At 69.3% G+C, this 20172-nt stretch carries 23 protein-coding genes; 4 read left to right on the forward strand and 19 right to left on the reverse strand.

Features of this window, described 5'->3' with window-relative positions; all coding sequences use genetic code 11:
- Window positions 1-18: 18 nt before the first annotated feature.
- The 12 genes from metK to pyrR form a co-directional block, all read right to left on the reverse strand.
- Complete coding sequence (gene metK, locus PV646_RS31795; protein WP_500345994.1) at window positions 19-1221, reverse strand: methionine adenosyltransferase; 1203 nt, start codon at window positions 1219-1221, stop codon at window positions 19-21.
- 37 nt (window positions 1222-1258) lie between these two features.
- Window positions 1259-2509: a bifunctional phosphopantothenoylcysteine decarboxylase/phosphopantothenate--cysteine ligase CoaBC gene (gene coaBC, locus PV646_RS31800; RefSeq protein ID WP_500345995.1), complete on the reverse strand. Its 1251-nt coding sequence runs from the start codon at window positions 2507-2509 to the stop codon at window positions 1259-1261.
- Window positions 2506-2757 (reverse strand): DNA-directed RNA polymerase subunit omega, encoded by a 252-nt coding sequence (gene rpoZ / locus PV646_RS31805; RefSeq protein WP_030471601.1) that lies wholly within the window; start codon window positions 2755-2757, stop codon window positions 2506-2508. The genes coaBC and rpoZ overlap by 4 nt, the downstream gene beginning before the upstream one ends.
- A gap of 23 nt (window positions 2758-2780) precedes the next feature.
- Complete coding sequence (gene gmk, locus PV646_RS31810; protein ID WP_500345996.1) at window positions 2781-3383, reverse strand: guanylate kinase; 603 nt, start codon at window positions 3381-3383, stop codon at window positions 2781-2783.
- Window positions 3380-3697 carry an integration host factor, actinobacterial type gene (gene mihF / locus PV646_RS31815; protein WP_330278182.1) on the reverse strand — a complete coding sequence of 106 codons (318 nt, stop codon included), beginning with the start codon at window positions 3695-3697 and terminating at the stop codon, window positions 3380-3382. Before mihF ends, gmk begins: the two co-directional genes overlap by 4 nt.
- 294 nt (window positions 3698-3991) lie before the next feature.
- A complete protein-coding gene (gene pyrF / locus PV646_RS31820) occupies window positions 3992-4804 on the reverse strand; it encodes an orotidine-5'-phosphate decarboxylase (protein WP_500345997.1) in 813 nt (270 codons plus the stop codon).
- Entirely contained in the window at window positions 4801-8103 is a 3303-nt protein-coding gene (gene carB, locus PV646_RS31825) for a carbamoyl-phosphate synthase large subunit (RefSeq protein ID WP_500345998.1), read from the reverse strand. Before carB ends, pyrF begins: the two co-directional genes overlap by 4 nt.
- Complete coding sequence (gene carA / locus PV646_RS31830) at window positions 8103-9215, reverse strand: glutamine-hydrolyzing carbamoyl-phosphate synthase small subunit (RefSeq protein WP_500345999.1); 1113 nt, start codon at window positions 9213-9215, stop codon at window positions 8103-8105. The genes carB and carA overlap by 1 nt, the downstream gene beginning before the upstream one ends.
- Window positions 9212-9718: a PH-like domain-containing protein gene (locus tag PV646_RS31835; protein ID WP_500346000.1), complete on the reverse strand. Its 507-nt coding sequence runs from the start codon at window positions 9716-9718 to the stop codon at window positions 9212-9214. Before PV646_RS31835 ends, carA begins: the two co-directional genes overlap by 4 nt.
- Window positions 9715-10995: a dihydroorotase gene (locus PV646_RS31840; RefSeq protein ID WP_500346001.1), complete on the reverse strand. Its 1281-nt coding sequence runs from the start codon at window positions 10993-10995 to the stop codon at window positions 9715-9717. The genes PV646_RS31835 and PV646_RS31840 overlap by 4 nt, the downstream gene beginning before the upstream one ends.
- Complete coding sequence (locus PV646_RS31845; protein WP_189156799.1) at window positions 10992-11924, reverse strand: aspartate carbamoyltransferase catalytic subunit; 933 nt, start codon at window positions 11922-11924, stop codon at window positions 10992-10994. Before PV646_RS31845 ends, PV646_RS31840 begins: the two co-directional genes overlap by 4 nt.
- Window positions 11921-12493: a bifunctional pyr operon transcriptional regulator/uracil phosphoribosyltransferase PyrR gene (pyrR, locus tag PV646_RS31850; RefSeq protein WP_089912344.1), complete on the reverse strand. Its 573-nt coding sequence runs from the start codon at window positions 12491-12493 to the stop codon at window positions 11921-11923. The genes PV646_RS31845 and pyrR overlap by 4 nt, the downstream gene beginning before the upstream one ends.
- Before the next feature lie 257 nt (window positions 12494-12750).
- On the opposite strand from pyrR, the gene bldD reads away from it, so the two are divergent.
- A complete protein-coding gene (gene bldD / locus PV646_RS31855; RefSeq protein WP_030471611.1) occupies window positions 12751-13239 on the forward strand; it encodes a transcriptional regulator BldD in 489 nt (162 codons plus the stop codon).
- A 97-nt stretch (window positions 13240-13336) separates the two neighbouring features.
- On the opposite strand, the gene PV646_RS31860 is transcribed toward bldD, so the two are convergent.
- Both PV646_RS31860 and PV646_RS31865 read right to left on the reverse strand, forming a co-directional pair.
- Window positions 13337-14149: a sigma-70 family RNA polymerase sigma factor family protein gene (locus tag PV646_RS31860; RefSeq protein ID WP_500346002.1), complete on the reverse strand. Its 813-nt coding sequence runs from the start codon at window positions 14147-14149 to the stop codon at window positions 13337-13339.
- Entirely contained in the window at window positions 14146-14955 is an 810-nt protein-coding gene (locus PV646_RS31865; RefSeq protein ID WP_500346003.1) for a sigma-70 family RNA polymerase sigma factor, read from the reverse strand. The genes PV646_RS31860 and PV646_RS31865 overlap by 4 nt, the downstream gene beginning before the upstream one ends.
- Before the next feature lie 89 nt (window positions 14956-15044).
- Here PV646_RS31865 and PV646_RS31870 point away from each other — a divergent pair, with 89 nt between their 5' ends.
- Together PV646_RS31870 and PV646_RS31875 are read left to right on the forward strand one after the other, a co-directional pair.
- Window positions 15045-15746: an SDR family oxidoreductase gene (locus PV646_RS31870; RefSeq protein WP_500346004.1), complete on the forward strand. Its 702-nt coding sequence runs from the start codon at window positions 15045-15047 to the stop codon at window positions 15744-15746.
- Between the two features lie 12 nt (window positions 15747-15758).
- Window positions 15759-16388 (forward strand): HD domain-containing protein, encoded by a 630-nt coding sequence (locus PV646_RS31875; RefSeq protein WP_500346005.1) that lies wholly within the window; start codon window positions 15759-15761, stop codon window positions 16386-16388.
- A 55-nt stretch (window positions 16389-16443) separates the two neighbouring features.
- Here the strand turns inward: PV646_RS31875 and nusB are convergent, their stop codons facing one another.
- From nusB to PV646_RS31890, 3 genes are read right to left on the reverse strand one after another with little or no spacing between them, the layout of a single operon-like run.
- Complete coding sequence (gene nusB, locus PV646_RS31880) at window positions 16444-16863, reverse strand: transcription antitermination factor NusB (RefSeq protein ID WP_500346006.1); 420 nt, start codon at window positions 16861-16863, stop codon at window positions 16444-16446.
- Window positions 16863-17432: an elongation factor P gene (efp, locus tag PV646_RS31885; protein ID WP_189156805.1), complete on the reverse strand. Its 570-nt coding sequence runs from the start codon at window positions 17430-17432 to the stop codon at window positions 16863-16865. Before efp ends, nusB begins: the two co-directional genes overlap by 1 nt.
- A gap of 32 nt (window positions 17433-17464) precedes the next feature.
- The gene (locus PV646_RS31890; RefSeq protein WP_500346007.1) at window positions 17465-18535 is read right to left on the reverse strand and encodes a M24 family metallopeptidase; all 1071 of its coding nucleotides are present in this window, start codon (window positions 18533-18535) and stop codon (window positions 17465-17467) included.
- A 35-nt stretch (window positions 18536-18570) separates the two neighbouring features.
- Here PV646_RS31890 and PV646_RS31895 point away from each other — a divergent pair, with 35 nt between their 5' ends.
- Window positions 18571-18981 carry a B-4DMT family transporter gene (locus tag PV646_RS31895; RefSeq protein ID WP_500346008.1) on the forward strand — a complete coding sequence of 137 codons (411 nt, stop codon included), beginning with the start codon at window positions 18571-18573 and terminating at the stop codon, window positions 18979-18981.
- Here the strand turns inward: PV646_RS31895 and PV646_RS31900 are convergent.
- Window positions 18965-19564, reverse strand: a complete 600-nt coding sequence (locus tag PV646_RS31900; protein ID WP_500346009.1) for a signal protein — start codon at window positions 19562-19564, stop codon at window positions 18965-18967. The genes PV646_RS31895 and PV646_RS31900 overlap by 17 nt on opposite strands.
- Window positions 19565-19583: 19 nt before the next feature.
- Window positions 19584-19961, reverse strand: a complete 378-nt coding sequence (locus PV646_RS31905) for a VOC family protein (protein WP_500346010.1) — start codon at window positions 19959-19961, stop codon at window positions 19584-19586.
- Window positions 19962-20172 lie beyond the last annotated feature (211 nt).

The raw sequence follows: 20172 nt of genomic DNA on the forward strand, positions 1-20172 counted from the left end.
TTCGGGATTGCGGAGCGATCAGGCGCCGGCGGCGTTGCGCAGAGCCTCGGCGCGGTCCGTCGACTCCCAGGGGAGGTCGATGTCGGTGCGGCCGAAGTGTCCGTACGCGGCGGTCGGGGCGTAGATCGGGCGGAGCAGGTCGAGGTCGCGGATGATCGCGGCGGGCCGGAGGTCGAAGACCTCGCTGATGGCCTGCTGGATCTTCTGCGGGTCCACGGTCTCGGTGCCGAACGTCTCGACGAACAGGCCCACGGGGGCCGCCTTGCCGATGGCGTAGGCGACCTGGACCTCGACGCGGGTGGCGAGGCCTGCCGCGACGGTGTTCTTCGCTACCCAGCGCATGGCGTAGGCGGCGGAGCGGTCGACCTTCGACGGGTCCTTGCCGGAGAACGCGCCGCCGCCGTGGCGGGCCATGCCGCCGTAGGTGTCGACGATGATCTTGCGGCCGGTGAGGCCCGCGTCGCCCATCGGGCCGCCGATGACGAAGCGGCCGGTCGGGTTGGTGAGCAGGCGGACGTTCGAGGTGTCCAGGGTGAGCTCGGCGAGCTCGGGGGCCACCACGTGCTCGCGCAGGTCGACGCCGAGGAGCTTCTCGAGGTCGATGCCGTCGGCGTGCTGCGTGCTGATGACGACGGTGTCGAGGCGCACGGGCTGGTCGCCCGCGTACTCGATGGTGACCTGCGTCTTGCCGTCCGGGCGCAGGTACGGGACGGTGCCGTCCTTGCGGACCGCGCTCAGGCGGCGCGAGAGGCGGTGGGCCAGCGCGATCGGCAGCGGCATGAGCTCGGGCGTGTCGGTGCACGCGTAGCCGAACATCAGGCCCTGGTCGCCGGCGCCCTGCTTGTCGATCTCGTCGTCGGCACCTTCGACGCGGTTCTCGAAGGCGGTGTCGACGCCCTGCGCGATGTCCGGGGACTGCGCGCCGATGGCGATGTTCACGCCACAGGAGTTGCCGTCGAAGCCCTTCTGCGACGAGTCGTAGCCGATCTCGAGGATCTTCTCGCGGACGATCGTGGGGATGTCCGCGTAGGCCTCGGTGGTGACCTCACCCGCGACGTGGACCTGGCCGGTGGTGATGAGCGTTTCCACGGCGACGCGGGAACGCGCGTCCTTGGCCAGCAACGCGTCCAGGATCGAGTCGCTGATCGCGTCGCAGATCTTGTCGGGGTGTCCCTCGGTCACCGACTCACTCGTGAATAGCCTGCTGCCGTGCTGGCTCACGGACACTCCTTCGTTGCTGGTTGGACTTGGGAAAATACTACTGAGACTGCGTCAAGCGAGCGGTAACCGCGTCCCACACGGCGGACGCCACTTGTGTCTTGGGGCCGTGGGGTATAGGCGTCTCGGCGCCGTCCGGGGACAGCAGCCAGCCGGCGTTGTCGTCCTGCTCGAACGCCTTGCCGTCGCCGACCGCGTTCAGCACCAGGAGGTCGCACCCCTTGCGGCGCAGCTTCGCCCGCCCGTAGTCGAGCACCGACGTCGTCTCGTCGCCGGTCTCCGCGGCGAACCCGACGATCAGCTGGCCCGTCCTACGTGCGGAAACGAGTTCCACGAGGATGTCGGGGTTCTTCGTCAGCGCGATCGGGTCCGGGTCGCCGTCGGTCTTCTTGATCTTGTGTCCGGTGAGCGACAACGGCCGGAAGTCGGCGACCGCGGCGGCCATCACGACCACGTCCGCGTCCGCCGCGACCTTGTGCATGGCGTCGCGCAGTTCCACCGCCGAGCCGACCTTCACGAGGTCGACACCCGCCGGCGTGCTGAGATCCGCCGTGTTCCCGGCGACCAAGGTCACGCGTGCGCCGCGCTGGGCCGCCACCCTGGCGAGTGCGTATCCCTGCTTGCCGGACGACCGGTTGCCGATGAACCGCACCGGGTCGAGTGGTTCGCGCGTGCCGCCCGCGGAGATCGCGACGTGCACGCCCTCCAGTGTCCGCGCGAGCGCGTCGCGGCGCACCAGCAGCAGCCGGGCCAGCTCGACGATCTCGGCGGGGTCGGGCAGCCGGCCCTTGCCGGTGTCCTTGCCCGTGAGACGTCCCGACGCCGGCTCGGCGACGATGACGCCGCGCGACCGCAGCAACGCCACGTTGTGCTGGGTGGCGGGGTGCTCCCACATCTCCGTGTGCATCGCCGGCACCAGCAGGACCGGGCAGCGCGCGGTCAGCAGGGTGTTCGTCAGGAGGTCGTCCGCGAGGCCGTGCGCGGCCTTCGCGATCAGGTTCGCCGTCGCCGGGGCCACCACGACGAGGTCGGCGTTCTGCCCGAGCTTGACGTGCGGCACCTCGTGCACGTCGTCGAACGGATCCGCGGACACGACCTTGCCGGACAGCGCCTCGAACGTGGCGGCTCCCACGAACTTCAGCGCGCCCTCGGTGGGGATGACCCGCACGGAGTGACCGGACTCGGTCAGCCGGCGCAGGACCTCACAGGCCTTGTACGCGGCGATGCCCCCGCCGACCCCAAGAACGACCTCGGGGCGAACAGGGGCATCAGCGTCAGACGACGCGGTCACTCGCCCTCGGTGTGCTCGAGAAGGCCGGCGTGGATCTCGCGGAGCGCGATCGACAAAGGCTTCTCACGCGGGCCCGGCTCGACGAGCGGGCCGACGTACTCGAGCAGGCCCTCGCCGAGCTGCGCGTAGTAGTCGTTGATCTGGCGGGCACGCTTCGCGGCGTAGATCACCAACGCGTACTTCGAGCTCACCTGCTCAAGCAGGTCGTCGATCGGCGGGTTGGTGATGCCCTCCGGAGAACCGGTCAGGTGACCGAGCTCGGTGTGGGTGATCACTCGCATACTCCTGAAATTCGTGGTCCGACCATCAAGGATAGCAAGTCGGCCGCGGCCGACTTCACGTCGGCGTTCACGACGACCTCGTCGAACTCCTTCTCGGCCGCCAGCTCCTCGCGAGCGATGACGAGCCGGCGTTCGACGACGTCCGGGTGTTCGGTGCCTCTGCCGGTCAGCCGGTCGACCAGGTGCTCCCAGGACGGGGGCATCAGCATGACCAGCTGGGCTTGTGGCATCGCCTCGCGGACCTGCCGCGCGCCCTGCAGTTCGATCTCGAGCAGGGCGGGGCGGCCGGAGGCCAGAGCTTCGTCGACGGGCCTGCGAGGGGTTCCGTAGCGGTTGCCGGCGAAGTCGGCGTGTTCGAGGAACTCGCCGTCGTCAACCATCTGCTGGAACTTCTCGTGGTCCACGAAGTGGTAGTGCACTCCGTCGACCTCGCCCGGCCTCGGCTTCCTGGTGGTCGCCGAGACGGAAAAGTAGACGTCGGGTTGCTGCCTGCGCAGCTCCGCCAGGACGCTGGACTTGCCAACGCCGGACGGCCCGGACAAGACGGTGAGGCGGGAACGGGCAGAGCCCGTTCCCGCCTCGCTGCCAATCACTCTCCGCTGAACTCGGAAAGCAGGGCCTTGCGCTGGCGGTCGCCAAGACCGCGCAGGCGACGGCTGGGAGCGATCTCGAGGCGCTCCATGATCTGCTGAGCACGCACCTTGCCGACACCCGGCAGGGCCTCGAGCAGCGCGGACACCTTCATCTTGCCAAGGATCTCATCGCTCTCGGCGGCCTTCAGCACGTCCGTCAGGGTCGTGCCGCCACGCTTCAGGCGCTCCTTGAGCTCAGCCCGGACGCGACGAGCGGCAGCAGCCTTCTCCAGCGCTGCGGCCCGCTGCTCCTCGGTAAGCTGGGGAAGAGCCACGATTTCCTCCGTGGTGTGGATTCTTTTCGGATCGGTGCCGCGAACATACCGACCGCAATTGCCTGAGTACAACGTGACCCAGTCAGGTAAATCCTCAGCGGTCATGAGTGAAGCGGCGGGTGGTAGTAGTACCAAACCATCCGGCGGCCTGATCACCGCCACCGGCGACTCGTCGCCCACTCTAGGTGTGCTATGAGGCCGGTGACCAGCGGGGCAGCCGGTGGCGTGGACCCTACCAACACATGTTTGCCCAGGTGAGCGCACCACACCCGAAAAGGCGTGGCGCGCCCCGCCTCAGAGGCTGTCCTGCACGCTCCGCACGGCCCTGACCAGCGAAGACACGTCCGGACCATGTTTGAGAACATCTCGTGAAGAAGCTGGAAAGACGTTGCGCATGTCGGGTCCGAAGAGCCGTTTCAGATCAGCGACCGAGCCGCCCTGAGCACCGAAACCGGGCGCCAGGATCGGTCCGTTGAACCCTCCGAGGTCCACATCCGTTTCCCCGATCGTGGCACCCACGACAAGACCCACATCGCCGCACGGGGAAATGCCTGAATTTCGAGCCGCCGCGAAATCGATGATCGTCTGCGCCGCGGTTCGCCCGTCTGGAGCAACCGCCCGCTGGACCTGCTCGCCCTCCGGGTTCGACGTGAGGGCGAGCACGAACACGCCCCGGCCCGTCGCCCGCGCCGTGTCCAGGGCGGGCTGCAACGACCCGAAGCCGAGGAACGGGGAGACCGTGACGGCGTCACCGGCGAGCGGTGAGCCGTCGCCGAGGTACGCCTGCGCGTAGGCGGCCATGGTCGAGCCGATGTCGCCGCGCTTGGCGTCCACGAGCACCAGCGTGCCCGAGTCGCGCAGCTCCGCGATCACCCGCTCCAGCACGGCGACGCCCCGCGACCCGTAGGCCTCGAAGAACGCCGCCTGCGGCTTCACCATCGACACCTTGCCGCCGAACGCCTCCACGGCCGTCAGGGCGAACCGTTCGAGGCCCTCGGCGGTCCTGGAGAGGCCCCAGGCGTCCAGCAGGCTCGGGTGCGGGTCGATCCCGACGCACAGAGGTCCGTGCGCCCCAACGGCTTTCTCGAGCTTCTCGCCGAACGTCACGCGTCACCCCGCAGCGCGGCCTGGAGGGCCTGCAGCGGCTGGACCCCGATGTCACCCCGGATGAGCGCCTCGATGCCGTGCACGGCCGCGGCAGCGCCCTGGATCGTGGTCACACACGGGATGTCCTTGGCCACGGCGGCGGTGCGGATCTCGTAGCCGTCGATGCGCGGGCCGCTGTTGCCGTACGGCGTGTTGAAGATCATGTCGATCTCGCCGTTCAGGATCATGTCGACGACGTTGCCCTCGCCCTCGAAGTGCTTGCGCACCTCGGTGCACGCGATCCCGTTGCGCTTGAGCACCTCCGCCGTGCCCGAGGTCGCCAGGATCTGGAAACCGAGGTCGGCGAGCCGCTTGACCGGGAAGATCATCGCGCGCTTGTCGCGGTTCGCGAACGACACGAACACCTTGCCGGACGTGGGAAGCGAGCCGTACGAGGCCGTCTGCGACTTCGCGAACGCCTTGCCGAACGACGAGTCGATGCCCATGACCTCGCCGGTGGACTTCATCTCCGGGCCCAGCAACGAGTCGACGCCGTGGCCCTCGGGCGTGCGGAAGCGGTGGAACTGCATGACCGCCTCCTTCACCGCGACCGGCGCGTGCTCGGGCAGCCGGGCACCGTCACCGGTGGCGGGCAGGATGCCCTCGACGCGCAGTTCGGCGATCGTGGCGCCGAGCATGACGCGGGACGCGGCCTTGGCCATCGACACCGCCGTCGCCTTGGACACGAACGGCACCGTGCGCGACGCACGCGGGTTCGCCTCCAGGACGTACAGCACGTCGTCCTTGAGCGCGTACTGGACGTTCAGGAGGCCCTTCACGCCGATGCCGCGCGCGATGGCCTCGGTGGAGCGGCGAACGTTCTCGATGTCCGAGGCGCCCAAGGTGATCGGGGGCAGCGCACAAGACGAGTCGCCGGAGTGGACGCCGGCTTCCTCGATGTGTTCCATCACACCGCCGATGAACACCTCTTCGCCGTCGCACAGCGCGTCGACGTCGATCTCGATGGCGTCGTCGAGGAACCGGTCGACCAGCACCGGGTGCTCGGGCGTCACCTCGGTCGCACGGGCGATGTAGCCCGACAGCGACTCCTCGTCGTACACGATCTCCATGCCGCGCCCACCGAGCACGTAGGAGGGACGCACGAGGACCGGGTAACCGATCTCGTCCGCGATCTCCTTCGCCTCGCCGAACGACGTGGCCGTGCCGAACTTCGGCGCGGGCAGCCCGGCCTCGGTCAGCACCTTGCCGAACTGGCCGCGGTCCTCGGCGAGGTGGATCGCCTCGGGCGTGGTGCCCACGACGGGCACGCCGGCGTCGGCCAGGCGCTTCGCGAGGCCCAGCGGCGTCTGGCCGCCCAGCTGCACGATCACGCCTGCGACGGTGCCGGAGCGCTGCTCGGAGTGCACGACCTCCAGCACGTCCTCGAACGTCAACGGCTCGAAGTACAGGCGGTCGGAGGTGTCGTAGTCCGTCGACACCGTCTCCGGGTTGCAGTTGACCATGACGGTCTCGTACCCGGCCGCCCGCAACGCCATCGCCGCGTGCACGCACGAGTAGTCGAACTCGATGCCCTGGCCGATGCGGTTCGGACCGGAGCCCAGGATCAGCACCTTCGGCTTCACCCGCTGCTCCGCGACCTCCGTCTCGGCGTTCGGGTCGAGCTCGTACGCGGAGTAGTGGTACGGCGTCTCGGACTTGAACTCCGCCGCGCACGTGTCGACCGTCTTGTAGACCGGACGCACGCCCAGGCGATGCCGCAAGGTGCGCACGCCGTCTTCACCGGCCAGCTCCGAACGCAGCGTGGCGATCTGCCGGTCGGACAGACCAGCGCGCTTCGCCTTGCGCAGCAACGGTTCGTCGAGCACCGGGGCGTCCAGCAGCTCCGTGCGCAACGTGCCGAGCCAGGCGATCTGCTCGATGAACCACGGGTCGATCTTCGACGCGTTGTACACGTCCTCAATGGACGCGCCGAGCCGAAGAGCACGCTCGACCGTGTAGAGGCGGCCGTCGTGCCCGCGCTCCAACTGCTTCAGGGTCGACTCGAGCGTAGCGTCCTCGGGGTCGGGCTGCGTCCAGAAACCGACCGATTTCGTTTCCAGCGAACGCAGCGCCTTGCCCAGCGCCTCCACGAAGTTCCGGCCGATCGACATGGCCTCGCCGACAGACTTCATCGTGGTCGTCAGCGTCGGGTCGGCGCCGGGGAACTTCTCGAACGCGAACCGCGGCGCCTTCACGACGACGTAGTCGAGCGAGGGCTCGAACGACGCCGGCGTCTCCCCCGTGATGTCGTTGGTGATCTCGTCGAGCGTGTACCCGATGGCGAGCTTCGCGGCGATCTTGGCGATCGGGAAGCCCGTCGCCTTGGACGCCAGCGCCGACGACCGCGACACGCGCGGGTTCATCTCGATGACGACCATGCGGCCGTTGTCCGGGTGGATCGCGAACTGGATGTTGCAGCCACCGGTGTCGACGCCGACCTCGCGGATGACCTGGATGCCGACGTCGCGCATGTGCTGGTACTCGCGGTCGGTCAGCGTCATCGCGGGCGCGACCGTCACCGAGTCACCGGTGTGCACGCCCATCGGGTCGATGTTCTCGATCGAGCAGATGACCACCACGTTGTCGTTGCGGTCGCGCATCAGCTCGAGCTCGTACTCCTTCCAGCCGAGCACGCTCTCCTCGATGAGCACCTCGGTGACCGGGGACTCCTCCAGGCCGATCGCCGCGAGGCGCTCCAACTCGTCCGCGGTGTACGCCATGCCCGACCCCAGGCCGCCCATGGTGAACGACGGGCGGATGACGACCGGCAGGCCGAGGTCGGCGACGGTCTTGCGCACCTCGTCCATCGTCTTGCACACGGCCGAACGCGGGACCTCGGAACCGATGCCGCGCACCAGGTCCTTGAAGATCTGCCGGTCCTCGCCGCGCTGGATGGCGTCGATGTCCGCGCCGATCAGCTCGACGTTGTACTTCTCCAGCACGCCGCGCTCGTGCAGCGCGATGGCCGTGTTGAGCGCCGTCTGGCCGCCCAGCGTCGCCAGGATCGCGTCGGGACGCTCCTGCGCGATGACCTTCTCCACGAACTCGGCCGTGATCGGCTCGATGTAGGTGGCGTCGGCGAACTCGGGGTCGGTCATGATCGTCGCCGGGTTGGAGTTCACCAGGCTGACCCTGATGCCCTCCTCCCGCAGCACCCGGCACGCCTGGGTGCCGGAGTAGTCGAACTCGCAGGCCTGACCGATGACGATCGGACCGGAGCCGATGACCAGGATGTGCTTGAGATCAGTCCTCTTCGGCATCAGCGGGCCTCATTCATCATGGTCACGAAGTCGTCGAACAGGGGCGCGGCGTCGTGCGGGCCCGCCGCGGCCTCGGGGTGGTACTGCACGGAGAACGCCGGCGCGTCGAGCAGCCGGACGCCCTCGACGGTGCCGTCGTTCGGGCAGTAGTGCGACAGCACGGCGCGGCCGAACTCCGAGGAGAACTCCTCCCCCGGCGTGCCCTCAAGCGCGAATCCGTGGTTCTGCGAGGTGATGGCGACCTTGCCGGTGGTCACGTCGATGACCGGGATGTTGATGCCGCGGTGGCCGTAGCGCATCTTGTACGTCCCGCGGCCGACCGCGCGGCCCAGGATCTGGTTGCCGAAGCAGATGCCGAACAGCGGCAGCTTGCGGCCCAGCGCCTCGCGGGTCAGCGCGATGGCGTGGTCCTGCGTGGCCGGGTCGCCCGGGCCGTTGGACAGGAACAGGCCGTCCGGGCTCGTCGCGAGGATCTCCTCGAAGGAGCTCGTCAGCGGCAGCACGTGCACCTCGATGCCGCGCGCCGCCATCATCCGCGGGGTGTTCGACTTGATGCCCAGGTCCAGAGCGGCGACGGTGAACTTCTTCTCACCGATCGCCTCGACCACGTACGGCTTCGACGTGGTGACGTCGACCGCGAGGTTCGCGCCGACCATCTGCGCCGACGCCTTGACCTGCTCGACCATCGACGCGTCGTCGGACAGCTCGGCACCGGAGAACACCCCGGCGCGCATCGCGCCCTGCTCGCGGATGTGGCGGGTCAGGGTGCGGGTGTCGAGGCCCGCGATGCCGACGACGCCCTGGTTCGCGAGCTCCTCGTCGAGACCGCGCTTGGAGCGCCAGTTCGACGGCGTGCGCGCGGGGTCGCGGACCACGTAGCCGGCGACCCAGATCTTCGACGACTCGTCGTCCTCGTCGTTCCAGCCGGTGTTGCCGATCTGCGGCGCGGTCTGCACCACGATCTGGCGGTGGTAGGACGGGTCGGTCAGGGTTTCCTGGTACCCGGTCATGGCCGTGGAGAACACGACCTCACCGAGCGAGACGCCGGTCGCTCCGTACGCCTCACCGCGGAAGACACGTCCGTCTTCCAGCACCAATGCCGCGTTCGTCACGCCTTGTCCTCCGTGTTCAATGCCTTCTGGCTGAGAGCTTCAACCCATTCGCCGTAAACGTCTTTGTCGTCGCCACGGAAGCCCGTGTCGAACAAGTGGCCGTCGTTCTCCCACTGGACCACCAGCAGGCCTTCTTCGCTGAACATGACCTTCCCGGCGAGGCCGCGGTCGGTTCGCGCGTCCCGGATGGACTCGGCCGGGATGAACAACGGTGACGCGCCAACACGTTCGATGGCGACGCCCTCCGGCACGAGGCTCAGCGTGGCCTCGGCGCGGAAGCCGATGTCACCGACCTGGATGCGGTCCTGCCAGTTGCCCGCGTTCGTCGTTCCGATGTAGACGCCCGTGGTCGCGAGCCTGGGCTCACCCAGGGTCGCCGGTGTCGAGGGGAACGCCGGCAGGTCGGCCTGCTTGCGCTGACGTCGCTTCCAGCCGTGCCACATCCCGTAGACGCACAGGGCGAAGAAGACGAAGACCGCCAGGGACAGGAGGATGCGCGTCATTCCGCAATCCTCCCCGCCACCGCGGTCACCCGGCCACGCAAGATGGTGGCCGTCACCGCGGCGGGCAGCTCCATGCCCTCGAACGGGGTGTTGCCGGCGATGCTCGCGAGCTGCGCTCCGTTCACCGTCCACGACGCGTCCGGGTCGACCAGCACGAGGTTCGCGGGCTCGCCGACCGCGATCGGACGGCCCTGGTCGGTCAGGCCGGCGATCTCGGCGGGCTTCTCGCTCATCACGCGGGCGACGCCGCGCCAGTCCAGCAGACCCGTCCTGACCATGGTCTCGACGACGATGCCGAGGGCGGTCTGCAGGCCGAGCATGCCCGGACGGGCCGCCGACCACTCGCAGTCCTTGTCCTGGATCGCGTGCGGGGCGTGGTCCGTGGCGACGCAGTCGATCGTGCCGTCGGCCAGCGCCTGGCGCAGCGCGTCGACGTCGGCCTGAGTGCGCAGCGGCGGGTTGACCTTGTTGACCGGGTCGTAGGTGGCGAGCCGGTCGTCGGTCAGGATCAGGTGGTGCGGGGTGACCTCGGCGCTGACCTTGGTTCCGCGCGCCTTGGCCCACTTCAGGACGTCCGCCGTGCCGGTCGTGCTGACGTGGCAGACGTGCAGCCTCGCGTCGACCTGCTTCGCGAGGATGCAGTCACGGGCGACGATCGACTCCTCGGCCGCCGCGGGCCAGCCCTGCAGGCCGAGCCGGGACGCGTTCTCCCCCTCGTGCGCCTGGGCACCGACCGTGAGGCGCGGTTCCTCGGCGTGCTGGGCGATCACGGCGTTCAGGGACTTGGAGTACTCCAGCGCGCGCCGCATGATCAGCGGGTCGTGCACGCAGTGGCCGTCGTCGGAGAAGACCCTGACGCGTGCCTTGGAGTTCGCCATCGTGCCGAGCTCGGCGAGCTTCTCGCCCTTGAGCCCGACGGTGACGGCGCCGACCGGGTGGACGTCGACGAGGCCGACCTCCTGGCCGCGGCGGGCGACGTGCTCGACGATGACGGCGTTGTCGGCGACCGGGTCGGTGTTGGCCATGGCGAAGACGGCCGTGTAGCCACCGAGGGCGGCGGCCTTCGAGCCCGTCTCGATGGTCTCCGTGTCCTCGCGGCCAGGCTCACGCAGGTGGGTGTGCAGGTCGACGAAGCCCGGCAGCAGAACCGCGCCGTTGCCTTCGATGACCTCCGCGTTCTCGTCCGTGCCCTCGGCGATCACGCCGTCACGGATGAGAACGTCCTGCGGTGCCCCCTCGCCGTAGGGCCTAACTCCCTTGAGAAGCAAGGGTTTCACGCGTTTTCCTCCTCGTGGGCGAGCAAGTGGTACAGCACGGCCATGCGCACGTGGACACCGTTGCGGACCTGCTCGGTGATGGCGGCCTGCGGGCTGTCGGCGACGACGGAGGCGATCTCCATGCCGCGCAGCATCGGGCCGGGGTGCAGCACGACGGCGTGCTCGGGGAGCAGCTTCAGACGCCGCTCGTTGAGGCCGTACGCGATCGAGTACTCGCGTGAGCTCGGGAAGAACCCGCCGGTCATCCGCTCGGCCTGCACGCGCAGCAACATCACCGCGTCCTGCGAGGCGAGCTGCGAGTCGATCTCGTGCGAGACCGTGACCGGCCAGTTCTCGACGCCGGTGGGCAGCAGGGTCGGCGGGGCGACCAGCGTGACCTCGGCACCGAGCGTGGTGAGCAGGTGCACGTTCGAGCGGGCGACCCGGCTGTGCAGCACGTCACCGACGATCGCGACGCGGCGGCCGTCGAGACTGCCGAGGCGGTCGCGCAGCGTGGCGGCGTCGAGCAGCGCCTGCGTGGGGTGCTCGTGCATGCCGTCGCCGGCGTTCACCACGGACGTGTTCGTGTGCTTGAGCCAGCCCGCGAGCCGGTGGGCCGCACCGGACGCCGGGTGGCGCACGATCACGCAGTCGGCGCCCGCGGCCTGCAGGGTCAGCGCGGTGTCACGAAGGCTTTCGCCCTTGCTGACGCTGGAACCGGAACTGCTGACGTTGATCACGTCCGCGGACATCCACTTGCCGGCGATCTCGAAGCTGACGCGGGTGCGGGTGCTGTTCTCGTAGAACATCGTGATCACCGTGCGGCCGCGCAACGTCGGCAGCTTGCGGACCTCGCGGCCGAGCAGCGCCTGCTTCAGCCGGTCCGCGGTGTCGAGGATCGCGATCGCCTGGTCGCGGTCGAGGCCGTCGGTGGAGAGCAGGTGCTTCACTTCAGCACCACTCCGTCGCGACCGTCGAACTCTTCCAGCATGACCACGACGTCCTCCGTCTTGGACGTCGGCAGGTTCTTGCCCACGTAGTCCGCGCGGATCGGCAGCTCGCGGTGACCCCGGTCGACCAGCACGGCGAGCTGGACGGCGCGGGGCCGGCCGTGGTCGCGCAGGGCGTCGAGGGCGGAGCGGATCGTGCGACCGGAGAACAGCACGTCGTCCACGAGCACGACCAGCTTGTCGTCGATGCCGCCCTCGGGCAGCTTCGTCGCTTCCAGGGGCCTGGTGGGGCCTCGGCGCAGGTCGTCGCGGTAGAGGGTGATGTCGAGCGTGCCCTCGTGCACCGTCCGGCCGGAAAATTCGGCGATCTTAGCGGCTAGACGTCGGGCGAGGGGGGCTCCCCGGCTGGGAATACCCATCAAGACGACGTCGGGTGCGCTGGGTGCATCGAGAGCGGTCTTCTCGATGATCTGATGGGCCATTCGGGCGACAGTGCGCGCGACGTCACCGGCCGAAAGAATCTCGCGATCCCCGGCCGGATCCGTCGCGCCACGTTGACGTGACGCCACGGCTGGACCTCCTTCCCCGCCTCACTGGACGGGTCCTTAAAGGACGTCGGACACCTAGTAATAACTAGGCTGACCTGCACCGTATCACCTACGGACGGTCAACCATCCGAGTGGTAGGCCAGGCGTGGCGCGCGTCTCTCCTTGAGATCAGCTTGACCTGTCGACCACGGCGAGTAATCATTACTCTGCGTATCGATCTAAGCCTCCCCGCAGCACGCGCGTACTGCTGACGGGGCGAATGAACGGAGAACCGCCACATGGGCGACTACGCCAAGGCGTTGGGGGCCAAGCTCCGCGCTATCCGCCAGCAGCAGGGTTTGTCCCTGCACGGCGTCGAGCAGAAGTCCGGCGGTCGCTGGAAGGCCGTGGTCGTCGGCTCCTACGAGCGCGGTGACCGCGCGGTGACCGTGCAGAAGCTGGCCGAGCTGGCCGACTTCTACGGGGTTCCCGTCGCCGAGCTCCTGCCCGAGGGCCGGGTGCCCTCCGGTGCCGAGCCGGCCACCAAGATCGTGATCAACCTCGAACGGCTGCAGCAGCTGCCGGTCGAGAAGGTCGGCCCGCTGGCCCGCTACGCCGCGACCATCCAGTCGCAGCGCGGCGACTACAACGGCAAGGTCCTCTCCATCCGCACCGAGGACCTGCGTTCGCTCGCGATCATCTACGACATGACGCCGGGCGAGCTCACCGAGCAGCTCATCGACTGGGGCGTGCTGCCTCCCGAGGCCCGTCCCGCCAAGGAAGACTGAGCTCTCCTTCCGCCTTCGGAGCAGTGGCTCCCCTGACGTCCTGCCAGTCGCCCTGAGGACGTCGGGGGAGCCATTGCCGCTTTCTGCTGACGCTGTGTCAGCGCGGTGCCACGAGCCGGCGGACGTGCTCCCGGTCCGTGATCGCGTGGATCGCGGCGATCCGGCTCTCCCGCACCGTGAACGCCACCAGCAGGACCGGCTGTCCGTCCACTGTCGACACCAGACCGGCCTCGCCGCCGACGACGGCGGGTTCCACGCACGGCGCCGCCTGCAGCACCGACGCCTTGGGTGCGACCATGCCGGCACCGCGCAGCCAGATCTCCTCGGAGCGCAGCGTCACGTCGGCGTCCAGCACGTCCTCCCCCGCCAGGAACGCGTCGACGACCACGCGCTGCCCGGCCAGGTCCACATCGGACACCGGTCTGTCCGCCACCCGTCTGCGGGCCCGCGCCTCGACCTGCAGCGCGCCCAGCGGCGTGCGCCCGATCAGGGGCGCCACCTGCTCGAACGACTCCTCGAACATGTCGTGCAGCACGTACGCGACGCGTTCGTCGGGGGTCAGCGCGTCAAGTGCGGTCAGCACGCCGAGACCGGGTTCGTGGTTCGGCTCCCTGCTCACGACCGGGTCCGGCATCTGGAACCCGTTCCTCGCCCGCACGCGGAGCCTCGTGAGGCTGACCCGCGCCACCACCGTGCTCAGCCAGCCCGGCTCACCGCTCTTCTCGATCTTGCGGCTCGCCTCCCGCACCGCGTCCGCGGCCTCGGCGAACCGCCCGAGCATCCGATAAGCGAGCCTGTTCCCCTGGTCCCACTCCCCGATCACGTCGGTCCCCTTCACCTCGAGCGCCCACTTCCAATAGACACCCGGCGGGCGTTCGACGTGACCAGTGACGCCAGTGGTATTGCTCACGGAACAAGGGCGGCGAGTTGCTCTTTGTCCTGGATCACGTGGATTGCGGCGATCTGCCCGTCCCGCACGGTGAAGGCCATGATCGAGACCGGCACGCCGTCCACCCACGAGATGAAGCCGGCCTCGCCGCCGATGACCGCGAACTCGACGGACACCCGCGCGGCGACCCGGCGGAACAGGCTCGCCCGGTCCGCGACGTTCCGGCCGCCGATGACCTCCAGGGCGCCCGCCCGCAGCACGGCGTCCGGGTGCAGCACCGCGACCAGGCCTTCCAGGTCGCCTTCCCGCGACGCCTTGATGAACGCGCGGACCACCTCGCGCTGCTTCGGCAGGTCGACGTTCGGCTGCGGCCGGTCCTGCACGCGCTTGCGTGCGCGCGACGCCAGCTGACGGGCCGTGGCCGGGGTCTTCTCGATCAACGACGCGATGTCGTCGAACGGCACGGCGAACATGTCGTGCAGCACGAACGCAAGCCGTTCGTCGGGCTTCAGCGAGTCCAGCACGATCAGCATCGCGAGCCCGACCTGGTCCTTCGCGACGGCCTGCTGCTCGGGCTCCTCCCCCGTCTCGATCACGGGGTCGGGCATCTCGAACGCGTGCTCCCGCCTGTCCCGCATCATGTTCAGGCACACCCGCCCGACGACGGTGGTGAGCCACGCGGCCGGGTTGTCGATCTCCGCGGTGTCCGCGCGTTCGACGCGCAGCCAGGCGTCCTGCAGCGCGTCGTCGGCCTCGGCGAACGATCCGAGCATGCGGTGGGCGATGGCGCGCAAACGCGTGCGCTCCTGTTCGAACTGCGCGATCAAAGCTTCCCCCTGTGGCCTGGCACACAGCCTGTCACGTTCGTGAGCGCTGCCGGGTCGGGCAGGCAACGGACTCGTTCGGGAGGGTAATCATGAAGATCGTCGTCACGGGTGGAACCGGCGTTCTCGGCCGGCACGTCGTCCCCCTGCTGCGGGCGGCAGGAGCGGAGGTGGCGGTGCTGAGCCGCCGCGGCGACATCGCCTGCGACCTGCTCGGAGAGGTCCCGGCGATCGAGGCCGACGTCGTGGTGCACCTCGCCGGAGGGCAGAAGGGGGACGACGTCGCGACCCGCAACCTGCTGGCGGCGTGCCGAGGTGTCCGGCACCTCGTGTTCATCTCGGTGATCGGCGCCGACACCGTGCCGCTGGCGTGGTTGCGCACGAAGCTCGCCTGCGAGAAGGCGGTCGAGGCGTCGGGCATCCCGTTCACGATCCTGCGCGCGGCCCAGTTCCACGACCTCACGCTGACGATGGTGCGGGGTCTCGCGAAGCTCCCGGTCGTACCGGTGCCGGGGATGCGGTTGCAGCCGGTGGACACCCGTGACGTGGCGTTTCGGCTGGTCGAACTGGCGCTGGGACAGCCCGCCGGTCGCGTGGCGGACCTCGCCGGACCCGAGGTCCACGAGATGAGGCAGCTCGTGCGGGACTACCTGACGACCGCGGGCAAGCGCCGGCTCACGGTGCCGGTGCGGCTGCCGGGCAAGGCCGGGAAGGCCTACCGGGGCGGGCTGAACCTGACCCTGGACGGCGACCGCGGCACTCGCACGTGGGACGAGTTCCTGGCGGGCCGGTAGCATCCTGGCAACGTGACAGGACTTCTCGCTGATCAGAACCCGTTGCCGTCCGGTGTGGACTCCCGGCTGCGCGAGCACCTCACGTTCCTCATCGAGGTCGACCAGCTCAAGACCGTGCTGCGTGCGTCTCCTCTCGCGGCGGCGGACAGGCGTGAGAACGACGCCGAGCACTCGTGGCACCTCGCGCTGATGGTCATGACGCTCGCGGAGTACGCCGACGAACCGATCGACGTCGGCCACACGATGAAGCTCGTGGTGGTGCACGACCTCGTCGAGATCTACGCCGGGGACACCCCCATCTACGACACCGCGCTGGGCGAGAGTCAGCAGGAACGCGAGGAGGCGGCCGCCGACAGGTTGTTCGGCATCCTGCCGCCGGACGCGGGCCGGACGGTGCGGGCGCTGTGGGACGAGTTCGAGGCGCGGCAGACACCCGAGGCGCGGTTCGCGAAGGCCATGGACCGGCTGCAACCGTTGCTGCTCAACTGGATGGCGAAGGGCGGGACCTGGCGGACGCCCGGCGTGACCGCGGACGACGTGCGGGCGCGCAAGGCCGTGATCGGTGAGGGGTCGGCGAAGCTCTGGGAAGCGGCGCTGGAACTGATCGACGAGGGTGAGCGGCGAGGCTGGGCACGCGGCTGAACGCGCAACGGCCGTCCACCCCCGAGGGGCAGGCGGCCGTCAGGCGGATCAGGAACTACAGCACGGCGCGCAACTGGTCCGCGATGACCGCGATCCGGCCGAGCACACCGTTCACGAACCGCGGCGAGTCGTCCGTGGACAGGCCCTTGGCGAGCTCCACGGCCTCGTCGATGGCCACCGCGTCCGGCACGTCGGTCGCCCACAGCAGCTCGTAGAGGCCGAGGCGCAGCACCGCCCGGTCCACCGCCGGCATGCGCTGCAGGGTCCAGCCCTCGGCGTGCTCCGAGATCAGGTCGTCGATGCGGGCGCGATGAGCCGTGACGCCCTCGACCAGCGCGACCGTGTAGTCGTTGATCGGCGGGACGTCCGGGGACCCGATGCGCGAGGCCAGCAACGTCACCGCGTCGCTGCCGAGCAGGTCGGCTTCGTAGAGGAAGTCGACCGCGCGCTTGCGGGCCTTGCTCCGAGCACCCATCAGGACTTGTCGCTGATGCGGCCGAGGTAGCGGCCGTCGCGGGTGTCGACCTTGATCTTCTCGCCGGTCGTGACGAACAGCGGGACCTGGATCTCGGCACCGGTCTCGAGGCGGGCGGGCTTGGTGCCACCCGTGGAGCGGTCGCCCTGCAGGCCGGGGTCGGTGTGCTCGATGACCAGCTCGACCGAGGTCGGGAGCTCGACGAACAGCGGCACGCCCTCGTGCGTGGCGACCATCGCCTCCTGGTTCTCCAGCAGGTAGTTCGCGGCGTCACTGACCGTCTCGGCCGGAACCGGGATCTGGTCGTAGGTGTCACCGTCCATGAAGATGAAGTCGGTGCCTTCCTTGTACAGGTAGGTCATGCCGCGCTTGTCCACGGTGGCGGTCTCGACCTTGGTGCCCGCGTTGAAGGTCTTGTCGACGACCTTCCCGGTCAGCACGTGCTTGAGGGTCGTGCGCACGAAGGCGCCACCCTTGCCGGGCTTGACGTGCTGGAACGCGGTGACGGTCCAGAGCTGGCCGTCGAGGTTCAGCACCAGGCCGTTCTTCAGGTCGTTCGTGGTGGCCACGGTGGGATTTCTCCTGTGTAGGACGGGGGGTGTCAGACGACCACGAGTTCTTTCGTGGTCAGGGTGAGGAGCTCCGGCCCGCTTTCGCGCACCACGAGGGTGTCCTCGATGCGGACCCCGCCCCGCCCCGACAAGTAGACGCCGGGCTCGACGGTGACCGCCATACCGGCCGAAAGTGTACCGGCACCCGCCTTCGACAACGCCGGTGCCTCGTGGATCTCCAGCCCGACCCCGTGGCCCAGGCCGTGCAGGAACTCGTTCCCGTGCCCGGCCTTCTCGATCACCTCGCGCGACGCGTGGTCGACGTCGCTCACCCGCGCGCCGGGCGTGAGGGCGGCCCGGCCCGCCGCCTGCGACCGCGCGACCAGGTCGTACAGGTCGCGCTGCCAGTCCGCGGGCCTGCCGAGCACGAGCGTGCGGGTCATGTCGGAGTGGTAGCCGTCGACGAGCGCGCCGAAGTCGAGCTTGATGAGGTCGCCGGCGTGCAGCGTCGCGTCCGTCGGCGAGTGGTGGGGCACGGCCGAGTTCGCGCCGAACGCCACGATGGAGGAGAACGACGGACCCTCGGCGCCGTGGTCGAGCATGCGGCTCTCCAGCTCGCGCGCGACCTCGCGTTCGGTCCGGCCCGCGCGCAGTCCGCCGTGCCCGATCAACGCGGCGAGCGCCCGGTCGGCCGCCGCGCACGCCATCCGCAGCGCCTCGATCTCGACCTCGTCCTTGACCAGGCGCAGCTTCTCGACCAGGCCACCGGCCTTGTGCAGCTCGGCCTTGGTGGCGGCCGCGGTCAGCTCGTCCAGGCCGTCGACCGTGACGTGCTGGCTCTCGAACCCGAGCCTGCCCTTCGCCCTTGCCGCGAGCGTGGTGTCGCACGGCCGGTCGATCAGCCGCTCCAGGTCCGGCACCTGCTTGGCCGACTGGGTGAGATACCGGCCGTCCGTGCAGAACACGTCGTCGCCGTCCGCGCCGATGAGCACGGCGGCGTTCGATCCGGTGAATCCGGTGAGGTACCGGACGTTCAGCAGGTTCGTCACGAGCAGCGCGTCCAGGTTCGTGGCCTGGAGCTCCTGGCGCAGTGCGGTTCGGCGTGCGGCGTACGACGACATGTCTCGCAGCGTACGGCCAGTCCTAAGCTGTCCGCATGAGTCCTTGGTTCGTCCGTGCGTTGTGGATGGGGCTCCTGCACGGAGCCGTGCAGACCGGCGTGGCGGCGGTGGGCGTGCGCAGCCCCGAGGCCTCGTCGGTCCGGCCGATCGCTCTCGGCCTGCTGATCGTGGCGGCGGTGCTCTGGGGTGCCGTCGACACGCTGCGCGAGCTGGAGGGGCGCGGCATGCAGTGGTTCATCGCGTCGCTGATCGCCGGGCCGTTCGCCGGGGCCCTGGGCGTGATCGGGTCGGCGTTGCTGGTCGACCAGACCGGGCAGGAGGCGCTGTGGGTGGCGCTGACGGGCGGGGCGGCGTTCACGGCGTTGCTCGTGCTCGCCCCCGCGGGCCTGGGGATGCTGCTGGGCGGGTTCCTGGTGAAGAAGGACCCGGCTAGTCCGACGAGCTGACGGTGAGCAGGTAGCGCGCCGAGGTGCGGAAGTCGCCGAACTCCCCCTCGATCCGCAGCTCGTGCTCACCCGGCGACAACGGCGGGATCCACGCCCACAGCCCGCACGCCTGAGCCCGCACCCCGCCCCCGGGGGCTCCCACCGCGTTGTCCTTCACGGCCTGGAAGGTGATCCCGACCGGGGCGATCCGGCGCAGCTCGACCAGCTGCCCGTCGAGGGTGATCGAGCCCTTCCCGCTGGCCACGAACGTCTCGCAGTTCGTGACCGTGTTGACCGCCGGGCCGGCGAGCGGCCTCCCGGCGGGCACCTGACACCGGCGGTTGACGGTGCCACCGAACGTGCCGGCGAAGAACCACACGTCCTTCGGCTGGTCCTCCGCGCACCACTGCCCGGTCTCGTCGACCACGGGGTTGCGGTTCTCCGGGCTCGACGCGGCCCACGTCCACCACTTCGCCTGCAGCTCCTGGTCCGACAGCTGCCCGCTCGACTCCGTCGTCGTCTCGCTGCTGACGGGCGCGGGCTCCGGCGCGGCCGCGCACCCGGCCAGGAGCAGGGCGAACGCGGCGATGAACAGTCTCGGCACGATCGGCATCTTTACACGTTCAGACGCCGACCAGCTCGATTTCGAACCCGTCGTCGTTCTCCATGAACGCGGCGTAGTGGTCCGGTCCTCCCGCGTGAGGATGCCTGTCCGCGAACATGAGCTTCCAGCCGTTGGCCTCGGATTCCCGGGTCAGGCGGTCGACGTTCTCCTTGCTGCCCGCGTGCAGGGCGAGGTGGTTCAGGCCCGCCCTCATGCGGTCGTGCGGACCTGTCGCGGCACTGGACTGCTCGACCACGACGTAGGTGTCGCCGAGCTTCCAGCTGACGCCGGCGGGCCAGCGCTGGTGCTCGGTCCAGCCGAGCTCGGTGAAGATCCACCCGAAGGTGGACTCGGCGCGGGTGAGGTCGGGTACCCAGAGTTCGACGTGGTGCAGCATGGCCCCAGTTTTCTACGACCGGCGCCGGGGAGATCGTGCCGGACTCCTCGCGCCCCGCCGCAGGACGGCGGGCCGGAGTTCGTGCCGCTCGGGCAGATTCTCGGGCCCGCGCCCCAGTCGATGGTGGCGATCGACCGGGAACTCGACCAGGAGGTCTACGAGAAGACGAACCCCTGAATGCGCCATCCGGGCGGCGCTACTTTTCCGCTTC

It is taken from the genome of Streptomyces sp. ID05-26A, from assembly GCF_033794685.1.
Classification (GTDB): Bacteria; Actinomycetota; Actinomycetes; order Mycobacteriales; family Pseudonocardiaceae; genus Lentzea.